The sequence below is a fragment of the Caballeronia temeraria genome (genome assembly GCF_001544795.2).
Lineage (GTDB): Bacteria > Pseudomonadota > Gammaproteobacteria > Burkholderiales > Burkholderiaceae > Caballeronia > Caballeronia temeraria.
The window spans coordinates 12,430-26,112 of record NZ_FCOI02000021.1 but is presented as its reverse complement, the minus strand read 5'-3'; the positions used below and the strand labels follow the sequence as shown (position 1 = coordinate 26,112).

Here is a 13,683-nt window from a genome sequence, read left to right as displayed (position 1 = left end):
ACTATAAGCAATTGGCAGAGCAAGAGCGCTCGATTGAGCAAACGCCCGGTATACGTGCCCGACAGGCCTCGATCGAAACAGCCTCCATCGCCTTCAGGGCGACACTTGTGGTGCTGTCGGCAAATGTGCGTAAGCGTACAGAGCCATAACTCCACGGCAGCGCAAGCTCGATACGTTGCACGAGTCGCATAGTCACTGTGTACCTGATGATAATCAGGGAGGGCACCATGCCGGGAGTCTTCACTCATTTCCTAACGGTGGATGAAATCGCTCGACAACTTGGTCAACCATGGGCGAGGGCGGGTCAAGATTACCCGATGCACGTGGCGTTTGGGAGTATCGGACCGGATTATCTCTATTTTTATAAAAACGACTGGGGTCCCCTCGGACAGGTTGGTCATCTGTTCTTTTCAGTATTTGATGATCTGAGAGAAATCGTCAACCTTTACAACAGTGTAGTTACCGCCCAAGAAAATGTCACTGACTGGCTGAGCGGTGGATTGCAGAGTGCGCTCCAAGCGAACGTTGCGCTACTAGAATCAACCGTCGTCGCGCGACTAGTTGCGCTTGCGACATCGTCACACGATCTATTCGAGGCTTTTAGTCCACCGATTTCGAGGCGACCAGAGGGAGCGGCAATCAAGGAATGGTGGTGGGCGGACATTGCACACCAGCATCGCAGCTTTGATTTTGCTCGCCAAATTTGGGCAACTAGTAATAACGATAGCTCACTGCGTGCATATGTCTTGGGATATCTAACCCATCTTGCCACCGATGTGGTTGGTCACCCGCTTATAAACCTGTATTCCGGCGGCCCATACAGGAATCACTGGAGGCGACACAACATCATCGAGAGGATCCTTGACTCACATCTATGGCAGTCCTCGACCGGAGAGGAACTCACCGAGAGCGGAGCCTATCGTCGCATACACTTCCCCGGGTACGACCCTTCCACTCCGGTTATTCCTGAGAAACTGTGTGCGTTCCTCGCTGATGCGTACAAAGTCGTATATCAAGATCTAGCGATTGCAAGTGGAATCCCCGATGCAAATGACGTCAGAGAAATGTTCAAGATCTACTACAAGTATCTCAAAGGGGCAACCGATAATACGCTTTTGAATCGCCCCAAACCCCCGGAAGATTTCGACTGGTTCGACCTCGATGAATGGATCCGCGTGAGATTCGAGGACGTCATGTCGAGACAACCCAATCTCGGAAAACTGCCTTATATCAATCCAAATGATCCGCGGAGCTGGCTTGCATTTCTAGTTTCGCTGATGCAGTACCTCGTGTGGTTGGCAGAGGTCGCCGTTATGATTGCTACGATTCCTGTGGCGGCAGGCATGCGACTTGCCACAGCGCCTGCACGATATTTATTATGGAAGTTATCGCTCACTTTATACGAACTATATGACACGTCACGGCTCGTTCTAGTTACGTCCGGATTCGTCCATCCGACTTATGCTCAGGTAGAGCAGTGCTTCCCACATATAGTACGTATTGGAGATCAGGACGCGTTTCGGTCGAAGAATACTTCATATGTACATGTGACCAATAGCGAACAAACTTATCACCTCGTGCACCCAAGCGACTTAGGCGCAGACCTTGAAAAACCGTCGGAGCGGATAATTCAAAATGTCAGTAGCACGCGTTTCCAATCTTTGCTGCTCAGTCGATTCTCAAATGTTGATAGATCATTTCTTATTAACGCGTGCCACTCGGTGGAGACTTCTCCGCAATTTGGTGCAATCGACCTCGCGGATTTCCTAGTAAATGAGTTCCAAAGTAATGGAGGCCGAGAGATTCCGAACCTCAATCTAGATGGCGACAGAGGATTCGGATGGACCGACTGGATTACTGATGATCCTTTGCCGTGGAGCGAAAACACTAGCTTCATTCGTTGCCCAAAAATCTAGGGGGAATGTTTTGAAAACCGTGAGTCCAACATTACGGCCCATGGGTGACGGCGAGTCCAAGCCGATAGTACATGGACCAGTGCTTACTGCAACTGACAGTTTCCGATTTGACTTGGTCAGGCGCAATGTAGCCACGTTTGATCGATCGTGTGGCTGGTCCCGTTCGGATAGTTTGACCGTGGACGTTAAGACCAGTAGCGATGCTGATGTCCGATACTCGATTTCAAATATGGGGGATCGGCCGTCGTACGGCGCCTCTCTTCTGGCAGTTGCATGGGGCATCGAGACGAATGAGATTGGCTTCGTGCGCATGCCACTGGCCGATCACGTTCCGGCTACCTCCCCCGTAGATCCAGGCACTCCTGGGCAACTGGTTGGTCAGTTCGGCCTGAACATATCCGATATGAGGTTCGGCCCGGCGGCCGTCCCTATCACCGATTTGAACAAGCTAACGGCGCTGTACCTGGCAGTCTTTGATCCTCCTTTCGACCCTCCTGACATGACCGTGACTGAACTATTCAAAGCCGCGATGGAGGGGCGACAATATCTAGGTGATCAAGGTATCCATCCTTGCAGGGTTTCTCGGCAGTTAGCTTGTGCTATCCCTCGACAAACCCCGGCTTTTAGAGTCTCTGGCAACACGCTCTATCATGAGGTAGCGGGCTACATCGACTTTTTTCTGACTAGTCGAGGGACGTCGGCCAGTGCTGATCTGCTCGTTCGCCCAGACGATCAACTGTTGTTCTCAGACATTGCCGCGCTCGAATTGGGCGGTAGCGCCACTATCAGCCGAGTGAAGGTGCCGTCAGGGCAGATTGAGTTTGTATTGCGTCAAGATGACAAGGTAGCTAGCAGTGCAGACCCCAGCCACGCGCAAATACATGTAACACAGGAAACCACCGACGTGATCAGCATAAATTGGAATGATCCTGCAGGAAACGATGGCGACTTCGGAGATTTTGTCATGACACTGGTACACCATTGATTGAGGAGTACCAACATGAAGCTACGCGTCCAGAGGAAGAGGCGGATGCACTCACTCCTGGCCAAGGTTCGTGACCACAGGAAACGGCTTCTGTTTAATGAGGGTAATGGTTTGGGTGTCTTTGATTCGTCCCAAGGCGGCGATGACGCAGACACGATCGACGATATCATAGCGACTCTCGAAGCTGCTTCTGCAAACCCGTACGTTGGTGCAGCAGTGTCTGTACTAAAAGTCTATGGTTTCATCACCGACAGCGCGTTCAAACAACGGGTCGAAAGTGACCTTGATTGGATCAGGGAAAAACTCGAAGAGGTAAAGATCAAGGTCGACCAAATTCTAAGTTTAGTCACTAGACTCCCCGGAATAATAAAGCGCGAAATGGAAGAAAACACTAAAACGGAACTTTTGACAGAGGTGTGGGCTGATCGCAAAGTTGCCGAGGGAATCTTGGCGAATTACGTCAAAGGCGGCGCCGAGCATGGTCACGACATTAAGCGAGATCACATAGAAAAACTTAGCATGCTTGCGGCTGATGCCATAAAAACCACATATCAATTGAGTAAGTGGGGCCAGGACGCGCATGTTGGCGTGGCTTTCGGTTACACGATTTATTTGTTCATCGTCCGCGCATCGGGCCAGAGCATCACCGATCCCAAGCACACTCGCGACGACGTACGTGATCTTATTGTCGAATCGGGATCTATACTGAAGAAGGCGCGCGACGAGCTTTCAGGTATAAGACGAGAAGCAGACGCAAAGGTTCTAATCATTAACGCCATTCCGCGAAGGATCTTACTCGTAGAAAAAAGTTACACCTTTTATTACGCAGAATTATATGGAGATGTAGAGAGAGGGTTTAGTTTTGGACCCGTCGAGCTTGCCGCCTATGCTCCCCCTGAGGGTTATGTTTGGGCTCGAGACGTAGCTCCCTGGCTTGCCACGCTCGATAATTACGACGATTATCAGGTTGTGGAGCAAAAGGTGCTTGATATGATTTCGATAGAGATGCAAAGGCGAAAAGCTGAAATTCCGAAGCAGGAAACATTCGACGAACTCGATGCACTGATAAAATCAGCTGATGCACTAGCAAAAGCAATCCAAATCTCCAAACATTGAGGCGCCATCAGCTGCAACTGATGTGAATCTATCCGCAGCTTTATCCAATCCATTGTCCGGCAACAAGGCTGCCACGTCGCTTCTGATGGGCAGCCGGCACGATGGCTCCGACCGTTCCTGGAATCGGTGAGTGTCCCGCTTGGGTCGCAATGAAGCATTGGCTCGACGGTGCGCGTAGAAAGAGCGCATCGTTGAAAGGCAACAGCCCGTGATTTTGAAAGGCAACAGTTGTTTGAGACAGCCTTGCGAGACATGCCTTTGGATGGCAACACCCATCGAGGTGCCTACTTGAACTTTATTTCGTAGACCCAGTCGCCGCTCGCGGGAGGTCAGCGCGCGAGCGTGGCCAGTTGAGGAGCGATGGACTCCGGCAACGGCTCATCAGCGGTGCGCCCGCCACCGCGCGAGAAGCGCCTTTTCATGTGCTGATCGCTGGGTCATTGACAATGTGGATGTGCGCTTGAGGGCAGAGTCGCGCGACGAGATCTAGCGTTTCTAGCTTTTGAGCTACGATCGTCACAAAGACTCTCCCCCGCCGGGCGGCATCGGGAACTTCAATGCGCCACCCAGTGTCCGTCGCCGCCTGGCGACGACCTCGTCCACCGCTCCGTTACCGCTAGTCATCGCCTCGTTCCGGGAGTGTGGGTATGGCGACGCTTGCGCAAAGCGCCTGCCCGAGCATGTTGGCCGTCTTTCGAAATTCTCGTCTAGCCAGGCCTTCGCCCACGCGATGGCGCGGTCGTGCGCCGCGCGCTCGCTGTCGAAGTACCCGATATCCGAAAAGTGGAAGATTTGGCCGTCGGCGTCATCTTCGGTCGGTTTGCGCTCGAGCTCACACCACGCGTGCCAGTGATGGCCGCTTCGGGTGGGCCGCGAATCAATGGTCCACTCGCGGTACGCGGTTTTGTTCACCGATCCATCGTCGGGCTGCGGCACGTGGCGCAACGTTGGCGTCGTTGTCATCCGTATAGGTGCTCCTGATCAAAGTGTCGTAGTCGGCGCGTTGTGTGCTGAGGATCGAGCGAAGCATTTTGGTGACGGCATCGTCGCGCCTTAGGTTGCCGACGATCACGCGGGCGGTGCGCAGCGTGATTTCGTGAATCCTAGGCGGGCCGAAGCCGTCATCCGCTTCGAAACGAAACCGATGGAGTTCCTCCGCCGATCCGAGCGGTGGAGGCTCGTGCCAAACAATGATGACTTTCATGCCGATCGATCCTAGCTACCGTTGCTGTACATCGATAGCAATACTCGAACCCAGGGTTTCTCGAGAACCATGGCCCGCGGCCGTAATGGAAAGCGTAGATTCCTCAGCTGAGGGCTAAAGCGGCAGCGGTCGCACTTACGCCTTTTCCTACGATGCATACCACCCTCATTCACCTGCCCTCTACGCCGCGGCATCGAGCCATGGCTGCCGCGGCGGCGGCCTTGACGATTGTTGCAGCCGTTCTGGTCTGGCCGCACGCTAAGAACGCCGGGCCCGTCATTCCCGCTTTTTTGCCGGTGTTCGCGACCTGGGTCACCCTCACCGAAGGGCTGACCGCGTTGCTGCTCTGGACGCAGTACGTTGTCTCGGGAAGGCTGCTGTTCGCCGCGCTCAGCGGCGCGTATGCCTTCACCAGCGTCATCGCCGCCATCCAGTTGCTCGTGTTCCCAGGCATTTTTTCCACAACGGGACTGCTCGGCGCGGGACCGCAGACGGCGATTTGGATTTGGGTGTTTTGGCATGGCGGCTTCCCTGTTCTTGTGACGGCATCCCTGGTTGGCCGGTCCATACCCTCGACTCTTGGCCGCCGGGCGCGCGGCAGAGCTGTTGTCGTGGGCGCAGTCGCCATCGCGATTGCCCTTTGCGCGCTTGCATCCGCCGGCCAATCGCATCTTCCTTCGCTGGTCGCCCAATCAGGTTCCTACGCGCAATTATCGAGCAGCCCCGCCGCACTTATCGTCGAGGCGATGTGTCTGGCAGCGCTCGGATGTCACCTCTCGGCCACGCGCCTGCGTTCGTTGATGGATCTGTGGCTCGCGGTCGCGCTGCTTGGCACGCTGATTGATGTGACGTTGACGCTTTCGGCGAGCGCCCGTTACAGCGTGGGCTGGTACGCGGCACGGGGAGCGTCCATGGTGTCATCTAGCGCCGTACTCGGGATGCTGATCTACGAGACCACGGGCCTCTACCGGCGTCTGTCCGAGACTCACCGGACCTTGGTGGAGACGTCGGCACGCGACGGCCTGACAGGCGTCTTCAACCGCGCCTACTTCGACGAGCGTTTTGCCCGGGAGTTTTCCTTCGCTCGCGCCAGCAATCAGCCCTTGTGTGTCCTGCTCATCGACGTCGACCATTTCAAGCAATACAACGACATGTTCGGGCATCTGGCTGGCGACAAGTGCCTGAGACAAGTCTCAGGCGCGCTCGCGGGCACTTTGCGTCGACAAGGCGATGTCGTCGCTCGCTACGGCGGTGAAGAGTTCGTCGTGGTCTTGGCTGGCTGTGAACCGACGGCAGGACTGCGCGTGGCAGAGTCGCTGCGAGCAGCAGTGGAAAAGCTCGCGATCCCATCGGCATCGCCGGACGGCGGCCCGGTCACCGTCTCGATCGGTTTGGCCACCTCGTTTTCGAACACCGGCGAGTCGGCGACCGCCCTGTTGGGCCTTGCAGACGCGGCTCTCTACCGAGCCAAAGCGCGCGGCCGCAATCGGGTGGTCGACGACATTGCCGGAGAAGCGACCGCCATAGTGATTCCCGCCAGCGCCGAGCGTTTCGGCCACTAAGCTGAGACGCGATATCCGACTTTAGGCGGTTTGCTATGGTCCGGCCCGTCAGGGAGGGGGGGGTCCCGACGATCCACTTCCGCCATACCGTGGGCAATCGCGAACTCTCTAGCCGACGCTGCAGATGGGAACTGGCCGAGCGCACCGCTTGCCCGCATCTCGCCGTCGGGCGTCGTCACCAGGACCATCGCGGTGAAAAACTCTCCGTCGTCGACAGCGATGGGCGACAGCGTCCAGCCCTTGTACAGAACGTCAGCTTCCATGACCGCCTCTCTCAGTCATCTAGAGTCACCCCTAAATAGTAGACCAAGATCGGCAATTAATGCACAGAAGTCTAAAAACCGGCAATCTTTTCGCGACGGCTAACGCCTCAAGCGGCTCTCCCGGCGCTATCGATTGCTGCATTGAGTTGGACGACATCGACAGGCTTCGTGAAATGGAAGTCAAACCCGGCTTCGGCGGTCCTCGCCCGATCTTGTGGCTGCCCCCAGCCGGTGATGGCAATCATCGTCACGTCCTTCGTCGCCGGCCTCGCGCGTACGCGACGCGCGACGTCTATTCCGCTCATGCCCGGCAATCCAAGATCGAGCAAAACCACCTCGGGGTTGTAGTGATTGAGGATGTCGACGGCTTCCTCGCCCGAATAGACCGTCCGTACCTCGTGCCCTTCAAGCTCAAGGAGCGCGGTGAGCGCATCGGCCGCATCAACATTGTCGTCAACGACCAGAATGCAACGCTTCGCAAGCGCCGACGCGACGGTTGGCGCCTCTCGCGCCGGTATCGGCGCGGCCGCCACTCGGATTTCGTCCGGGAGGTGGATCGAAAAACAGCTTCCCCGATCTTTTCCACCGCTCGAAGCCGTCAGCCGGCCCCCATGCAGTTCGATCAGCGACTTCGATAGCGCGAGCCCAATACCAAGCCCGCCCTCGCGGTGAGGGTCGGGGTGAACCTGTGAAAACATTAAAAAAATTGCCGACAGCTTGTCAGGCTCGATACCGATCCCATTGTCGGCGACTGACATCACGATCTCGTCATCCTCGGCCTTCGTCGAGAGTTCGATGCGCCCACCCGGTGGGGTGTACTTCGCGGCGTTTGTAAGCAGGTTGCCCAACACCTGCGCGAGGCGCAGGCGGTCTGCCTCCACATGCAATGGTCGCGCGGGCGGCTTAATAACAAGCTCGTGCGCCTTGCCTTCAATAATCGGCCTCGCGATCTCGACTGCCTCGTCGACAACTTCCCGCAGCGACACGACCCCCTTGCGCAATGTCAGCGCGCCGCGCGTAATTCGTGACACGTCGAGCAAGTCGTCCAATAACAGTGCCATCGCTGCGGACTGGCGACGCAGCACCGCGACGCACCATTTCCTGCCCTCATCGGTCAGTCGCGGCTGCTCCAGTATCTCGGCGACCTGTCTGATTGGCGCGAGCGGGTTGCGTAGTTCGTGCGCGAGGGTGGCGAGGAACTCGTCCTTGCGGCGGTCTGCCTCCGAAAGCGCCTGTTCCGCCCGCACATGCGGCGTCACGTCACCAAACCATGCCACGACCGAGCCGTCGAGAGATGCGGCGACGACATGAAACCACTGCTCGCCGGTCTCCGCTTGCACGTGAAGATCGAATGCGTCACGACCGCCGCGTTTGGCAAGCGGCGCAAGTCGGTCGAGAAGCAGATCGGCGTCCCAGCCCGTCGGGCGCACATAGGACGTCGAACTGCCGATGACAACCGTCGCGGCCTGATTGAAGAGTCGCGCGGCCGCCTCATTGAGATAGTCCCATCGGAGTTCTGCTACCTGCCCGTCTCTCACGACGGGTGTAAGTATGAAGAATGGCACGCCTGCGCTGTTGAGGGCTACGTCGAAGCGATGTCGCGCGTCGCGCTCGACTTCCAAAAGGCGGCCCGCAGCATCATGCGTCGCTGATTCGGCTCTTCCGGCGCGTCGCGCAACCTTCGCCAGTTGCTGCCCGGCCACCACCAGGGATGCGCCGATGACGACGTAAGCCAGCAGCACGATTTGGTCGTCCGACTGCTGGACGGCCAGACTGCCAAGAGGCATCATCCACAGTGCACCAAAGCCGATCCCGGTCATGAGAAGCAATAGTCCCGAGAAAGCGCCGAAAAGCACCGTGACGAACGGCAGCGCGGCACTGATCAGCAGGAACGTCAGCCGACCATGCGCAACGGTGGTCAGCGCTTGCTGCGCGAGGAGGACGGCGGCCGTTGACGCCATGCCGAGCAGCAGGCGCTTCTTGAGCGGGTATTGCGCGATTCGGACAATCATGGACTTTCCCCGGTCTTCTGACGCCTTATTCGTCTGCATTAAGCATTCCTCGCACATTAGCGACTGAAAGTCAGTTCGCAGCGCAAAAAAAAATCCCGGGTTCTATGCCCGGGATTCTTCTAGATATTGACTGGCTGCTAGGCCGCTACAAAGAGGCTGAGCTGTGCCCGGTCGTGGCCCAACAGTGCTCGATGCTCATCGTCGTCCATTGCATTCTCAATGAGATGCGCATGGAGCTCAGCCGGGCGTCAGGTTAAGACGCTGAGCCAGCCGCGCGAAGTACTGCCCGCGCTTTGCTATGTCCTGATACCGCTGCGCCATGCCGGTCGGCAACTTCACGATGCCCTCATTCAGCCAGAAATGCGCTGAGTCGATGGCGTCGCGGTGCTGCGGGTCCAACATGAAGGCAGTGTCGTAGGTGCAGGTGCCAGTCGGCGCCCTTGAGTGCGGCCAGGTTGCGGCGTGTGCCCGTGCGGCTCGCGTAACCGACAAGCGGCTGCCGATGCATGGCGATCCGCTCTTCGATTTCCGGGTCATCGTCAGCAGATCCGTCGACTCCGTAGTACTCGGCGTACGACATGAACGCTTGCGCGTAGCCGGTCTTCTGGCCGCTGGCGTATTGCTCCAGCCACGGCGGCGTCATTGGCGCACCCCGTTTTGGGGTTGCACTCTGCCGCCGATTATCAGGAAGACCTTCGTATCGACGTTTCGGACCCACGGGCGAACTTCGCCCGCGTGCGTCGCGGTGCCGGCGATGTAACCAATCGCCGCTTCCAGGTTGGCAAACTGCTCCGGCGATGCGCCCAGCTTCGCTGCTTCGAACATGAGAATACTCCACAGAAAGAACGCGGAGCGACCCTAGCGGGCCGTTTGCCCGCAAGGGTTGAGAAAAGAAATTGGACTGGTTTCGCGCCGCTTACTCGATCAGCTTGACGCTTTGCCACCAGCGACCGCCCGAGGGCAGGTCTCTGACGAAAGAGAACGCGTCCGCTTCTTTGCGCGTGAGCTCGATCACACCGCCCTTCAAGATGGCCGTCTGGAGATAGACGACGTTCGCGAGGGCGAGCGCGCCGTGCTGTTCGGCGATGCCGGTGAGCGTTTCGACCGCATCAAGGAGTTCGGCATGAAACTGCTTGGCGTCAGCGGCGAGACGAAGCGAGACATCCGCTTCGCCGATTGCGCCCAATACCGCATCGCACTGAGCTTGCGGGTCGTCAGGTCCGTACTGCTCGGGTTTGATCCAGCTTCGGATCAGCATGTCATTGAGTACATCGTCGACGAAGTCGGTGCAGGAATAGGCCATGAAAGGCTCCAGTCAAGAAGTGAAAGAGAATGAGCCGGTGTCAGATGCGACGCAGACGGCCGTTATCGAACGCGGACGCGCGACGCAGGTCCGGCGGCCGCGGCGGTTGCGATTGCGCAGTGGCCGGTGCGGCTTGCTGCGTTGGCGGCTGGTGACGCACCGCGTTCGAATGAGACGGACTGCCGGCTGCCGCGAGCAGCAGCATCAAAAGGTTTGCCATAGGGTCTGTCGCCGAACGGCGCGAGAAAGGAGAGAAACAGGGAGCGCCCTTGTGGGGCCACTCCCCCACAAGAGTTGAAAAGAAATCAGGCGGCAAGCGCCTGCACGTCGATGACTGCGTCGGCTTCAGCGACAAGGTCCGGCGTCTGCGAGATAAAGAACTCCCGCTGATACCCGCCTTGGCGCAACACCTCGCGCTTCATACGCATGAACTGCACTTTGCGCTCGGGATCGAGCGGGCCGTCTGACTCGTCACTGAACAAGGTCTGATACGTCTGACCGGTGTTCTGCGCGAGATAGAGCGCGATGCCCCGTGTGAGGCACTCGTTGATCCAGACCTTCTGACCGCCGGACATGACGGAGACCGACTTGCTGCTGTCGAACTCGGCGTCGTGAACAAGGATCTCAAAGCCCTCGCGCAGTTCGCCGCTTGCGAGCGTGCGCTGCGTGCGGATCTCAACGGTGAACCGCATGCCGTAGCACGCGAGCAATAGCTCGTTGACGGTGTGCGTCAGCGCTGGACCCGCGTCATCGATGGTCAACGCGATAACGCCGTCGTTGCCCAAGCCCTTAGCCAGCAGCTTCCAATGAGCAATTTCGTCGGAGAGGCGATCGGCACGAGACTGCGTGGCCGAGAACTTCTCCAACTCCAGCGCCAGGGCTTCCGCTTGGGCCTGCAACACACTCTGAGCCCGGATCGATTGCTCGATTTGACCATCCAGTGCCGCGACGGTCTCCCGGTTCGCCGCGATGTCGCGGTCAAGCTTCGCAATCGCTGCTGTAACGTCGACCGAAGAGAGTTGTCCGACCTCCTCGGTAATGCGAGCAAGCTCCGCTTCAATACGCGTCTTCTCAGACTGGTACTTGGCGGTACGTGCGGCACTTTCCTCGGCGATCGAACGCAACTCAGCTTGCGCCGCTTCGAGTCCCGATACGGCAGCATCCAACAATGGCTTCGTCGCAGCAAGCTCAGCAGCCGCCTGCAGTGCACGGCGAAGCTGCGCCGCCGCATCGGTGATGGCCAGCATTTCGACGCGCTTTGCCGCCAACTCGGCCGGCACGCGAGCCAAGGCTTCGGCCTGCGCTTTCTTCTCGCGATACTCCGCGCGAAGATTCGCGACCGATACACACTGCACCTCCGCTTGCTCTTTTGCTTGAAAGGCTTGCGCGAGCAGCGGGCATTGCGCATGCATCGAATGACCGACGCACGGCACCTGCTCCGTCACGGCTGCCTGCTTGTTCAGCGTCTCGAAGTGCGCGGCTTTCGTCGTGCCCTGGTTCATCAAGCTGGTAAGCGTTGCATCGAGCGTCGTCAACGTCGCGCGTTTGATCTCCAAATCGGCAATGTGGCGCTGCAGGGGAGCGAACCTCGCTTCCTCGCGCGCAATCGCCAACTCGGCCTCCTCGCGCTTCGTCGCCGCACCCATGATTGCCTCACGGCGAGCCAGCGTTGCTTGGTGCGAGGCAACCGTCCGCCTCAGCACGGCAACGCGCTGCTGGCAACGAACCGCTGCTGCTTGCTCGTCGTCGGCCGCGCTTTTCAGGGCACGCACCAACTCGTTGCGGCGCACGCCCAGCTCTCGCAGGCGCGCTTCGGTCGTGACCGATTCGCTCTGCTTGGCCGCAAGCGTCGCCCGCTCCTGAGTCAGCTTGCTCGCGTGCTCAAGCGCAGCATCGCGTTGCTCCCGAGCGGCACGCAAGGTGTTGCCCTGCGCGACGATCGACTGCTCAGCGTCGGCTTTACGTTGCCGCTTTCCGGCGAGCGCACCAAGCTCAGACTGGATGCCTTCGAGCGACTTGCCGAGCGCCTTCGCGACCTCACCGGCTTTCGCCGACAATGCCTTCAGGTGGTCGATGCCAAGGAGTTCGGCCAGCAGCGTCTTGATCTCGCCCGCGCCGTAGGACGCGAGCGGCCGCCGGTTCTGAGCCGAGAACACGCTCGTGAAGAACGTTTCCAACGAACCGTTGATCGCCTCGACGCAGCGGTTATACGACTCCGCCTTGCCGTCCGACACCGTTCCGTCAGGCAGCGACACCGGACGCCACGTACCGTCGACGCCACGATAGGCAAGGTAGTACTCCGCCTTGCCTGTCTTGCCGGGCTTGCGAAAGGTGAAGGACGAGCGATAGCGAATGCCGTCGTGCTCCCATTCGAGCTCTTTTAGCGCACTGGTGCCACAGATGTGATCCCAGTACGAGAAGGCGTCGACCGACAGCTTCGACGCGCGCGACGGCATGATCGGATACGGGTGCAAGTTGTCCATGATCGTTGTCTTGCCCGCCCCGTTAGGGCCGGTCAAAGCGATCAGGCCATCCGGCAACGTCTCCAGATCGAGCGTCACGCTGTCGCGTTTCATGCCATCGCGCACGCCAACGAAGCCTTCCAGTGTCAGTTTCAGAGGCCGCATGACACGTCCTCCGACACGCTCATCGAAGCCGACATAGCGGCCATCTGCGCATAGAAAGCGTCGTCGTCCTCGTTGGGAAACGGCTCGTTCATCACGACCGACGGCATAGACTGCACCGCTGCTTTGGGCGCTTGAAGCGTTCCGTCTAGGGCGGCCGCCACGATGTCGCAGACTTTGACGAACTCGCGACGCGCGTTCGTCAGAAGCTCGGACCAACCGCTATGCCCGGTGAGGCTACGGATCTCGGCAGGAGACCACTGGCTTGCATACCCTTCCTGATACGACCACAGAACTTGCTGCATTTCAACGGTCGGCGTAACGGCGATCTCGCAAGCGCCGGGGGTCGTGGCGACCAGCAACAGCGTCTGACCGAGCTGCGCCAGCACTGCGCCGCGGTACTGGCCGAACGGCTGATGCTGGATCGCAGCGGTGAAGCCTGCCAGGTCAACCAACGACTTTTGAAGATCACGCGATGAGCAGTCGCCCAACGCAAAGGTGCGAACCCAGTTCGGGCCAGCGGGATAAAGACCAAACATGATGCACTCCGTTATGGTGGGCGGAGTGCGGCCCCGGTAGGGATCGCTCCCCGCCAGGGTGAATGAAAAGATGAACTGCTAGAGAAAGGTCCTGCCGCTACTTATCGATGCGTCAAAGACGCGGTGAAACCTCCGTTTCGATAGCGACGATCAAAATCG

At 58.4% G+C, this 13,683-nt stretch carries 13 protein-coding genes; 4 read left to right on the top strand and 9 right to left on the bottom strand.

All coding sequences use genetic code 11. The features are described 5' to 3' along the window. Window positions 1-227 precede the first annotated feature (227 nt). From AWB76_RS25790 to AWB76_RS25780, 3 genes are all read left to right on the top strand, one after another. Window positions 228-1,916, top strand: a complete 1,689-nt coding sequence (locus tag AWB76_RS25790) for a zinc dependent phospholipase C family protein (RefSeq protein WP_157696217.1) — start codon at window positions 228-230, stop codon at window positions 1,914-1,916. 178 nt (window positions 1,917-2,094) lie between these two features. Continuing rightward, window positions 2,095-2,901 carry a hypothetical protein gene (locus AWB76_RS25785; protein ID WP_157696216.1) on the top strand — a complete coding sequence of 269 codons (807 nt, stop codon included), beginning with the start codon at window positions 2,095-2,097 and terminating at the stop codon, window positions 2,899-2,901. 15 nt (window positions 2,902-2,916) lie between these two features. Next, window positions 2,917-4,017, top strand: coding sequence for a hypothetical protein (locus AWB76_RS25780; protein ID WP_061162968.1), 1,101 nt, complete (start codon window positions 2,917-2,919; stop codon window positions 4,015-4,017). 877 nt (window positions 4,018-4,894) lie between these two features. Here AWB76_RS25780 and AWB76_RS41145 read toward each other — a convergent pair. Next, a complete protein-coding gene (locus AWB76_RS41145; protein ID WP_157696215.1) occupies window positions 4,895-5,221 on the bottom strand; it encodes a hypothetical protein in 327 nt (108 codons plus the stop codon). A gap of 200 nt (window positions 5,222-5,421) precedes the next feature. On the opposite strand from AWB76_RS41145, the gene AWB76_RS25770 reads away from it, so the two are divergent. Beyond that, on the top strand, window positions 5,422-6,783 hold the full coding sequence (locus AWB76_RS25770) for a sensor domain-containing diguanylate cyclase (protein ID WP_061162967.1): 1,362 nt from the start codon (window positions 5,422-5,424) through the stop codon (window positions 6,781-6,783). Here AWB76_RS25770 and AWB76_RS41700 read toward each other — a convergent pair. The 8 genes from AWB76_RS41700 to AWB76_RS25730 all read right to left on the bottom strand — a co-directional run bounded on the left by AWB76_RS41700 (window position 6,780) and on the right by AWB76_RS25730 (window position 13,524). Then, the gene (locus tag AWB76_RS41700) at window positions 6,780-7,046 is read right to left on the bottom strand and encodes a hypothetical protein (RefSeq protein WP_061136767.1); all 267 of its coding nucleotides are present in this window, start codon (window positions 7,044-7,046) and stop codon (window positions 6,780-6,782) included. The two genes, AWB76_RS25770 and AWB76_RS41700, sit on opposite strands and share 4 nt — an antisense overlap. A gap of 107 nt (window positions 7,047-7,153) precedes the next feature. Beyond that, on the bottom strand, window positions 7,154-9,097 hold the full coding sequence (locus AWB76_RS25760; protein ID WP_167357788.1) for a hybrid sensor histidine kinase/response regulator: 1,944 nt from the start codon (window positions 9,095-9,097) through the stop codon (window positions 7,154-7,156). Window positions 9,098-9,404: 307 nt separating this feature from the next. Next, complete coding sequence (locus AWB76_RS25755) at window positions 9,405-9,701, bottom strand: hypothetical protein (RefSeq protein ID WP_061162965.1); 297 nt, start codon at window positions 9,699-9,701, stop codon at window positions 9,405-9,407. Beyond that, the gene (locus AWB76_RS25750) at window positions 9,698-9,883 is read right to left on the bottom strand and encodes a hypothetical protein (RefSeq protein WP_008343260.1); all 186 of its coding nucleotides are present in this window, start codon (window positions 9,881-9,883) and stop codon (window positions 9,698-9,700) included. Before AWB76_RS25750 ends, AWB76_RS25755 begins: the two co-directional genes overlap by 4 nt. A gap of 91 nt (window positions 9,884-9,974) precedes the next feature. After that, window positions 9,975-10,361, bottom strand: a complete 387-nt coding sequence (locus tag AWB76_RS25745; protein ID WP_061162964.1) for a hypothetical protein — start codon at window positions 10,359-10,361, stop codon at window positions 9,975-9,977. A gap of 40 nt (window positions 10,362-10,401) precedes the next feature. Beyond that, window positions 10,402-10,581, bottom strand: a complete 180-nt coding sequence (locus AWB76_RS25740; RefSeq protein ID WP_061162963.1) for a hypothetical protein — start codon at window positions 10,579-10,581, stop codon at window positions 10,402-10,404. Between the two features lie 85 nt (window positions 10,582-10,666). Next, entirely contained in the window at window positions 10,667-12,988 is a 2,322-nt protein-coding gene (locus AWB76_RS25735; protein WP_061162962.1) for a nuclease SbcCD subunit C, read from the bottom strand. Beyond that, window positions 12,976-13,524, bottom strand: coding sequence for a hypothetical protein (locus AWB76_RS25730; protein ID WP_061162961.1), 549 nt, complete (start codon window positions 13,522-13,524; stop codon window positions 12,976-12,978). The genes AWB76_RS25735 and AWB76_RS25730 overlap by 13 nt, the downstream gene beginning before the upstream one ends. Between the last annotated feature and the right edge of the window lie 159 nt (window positions 13,525-13,683).

Excerpts from the sequence above, each read along its gene's own strand:
- AWB76_RS25760 (WP_167357788.1), bottom strand. The coding sequence starts at position 9,097 with ATGCAGACGAATAAGGCGTCAGAAGACCGGGGAAAGTCCATGATTGTC.
- AWB76_RS25750 (WP_008343260.1), bottom strand. The coding sequence starts at position 9,883 with ATGTTCGAAGCAGCGAAGCTGGGCGCATCGCCGGAGCAGTTTGCCAAC.
- AWB76_RS25730 (WP_061162961.1), bottom strand. The coding sequence starts at position 13,524 with ATGTTTGGTCTTTATCCCGCTGGCCCGAACTGGGTTCGCACCTTTGCG.
- AWB76_RS41145 (WP_157696215.1), bottom strand. The coding sequence starts at position 5,221 with ATGAAAGTCATCATTGTTTGGCACGAGCCTCCACCGCTCGGATCGGCG.
- AWB76_RS25790 (WP_157696217.1), top strand. The coding sequence starts at position 228 with ATGCCGGGAGTCTTCACTCATTTCCTAACGGTGGATGAAATCGCTCGA.
- AWB76_RS25780 (WP_061162968.1), top strand. The coding sequence starts at position 2,917 with ATGAAGCTACGCGTCCAGAGGAAGAGGCGGATGCACTCACTCCTGGCC.
- AWB76_RS25755 (WP_061162965.1), bottom strand. The coding sequence starts at position 9,701 with ATGACGCCGCCGTGGCTGGAGCAATACGCCAGCGGCCAGAAGACCGGC.
- AWB76_RS25735 (WP_061162962.1), bottom strand. The coding sequence starts at position 12,988 with ATGCGGCCTCTGAAACTGACACTGGAAGGCTTCGTTGGCGTGCGCGAT.
- AWB76_RS25770 (WP_061162967.1), top strand. The coding sequence starts at position 5,422 with ATGGCTGCCGCGGCGGCGGCCTTGACGATTGTTGCAGCCGTTCTGGTC.
- AWB76_RS25745 (WP_061162964.1), bottom strand. The coding sequence starts at position 10,361 with ATGGCCTATTCCTGCACCGACTTCGTCGACGATGTACTCAATGACATG.
- AWB76_RS25740 (WP_061162963.1), bottom strand. The coding sequence starts at position 10,581 with ATGGCAAACCTTTTGATGCTGCTGCTCGCGGCAGCCGGCAGTCCGTCT.
- AWB76_RS41700 (WP_061136767.1), bottom strand. The coding sequence starts at position 7,046 with ATGGAAGCTGACGTTCTGTACAAGGGCTGGACGCTGTCGCCCATCGCT.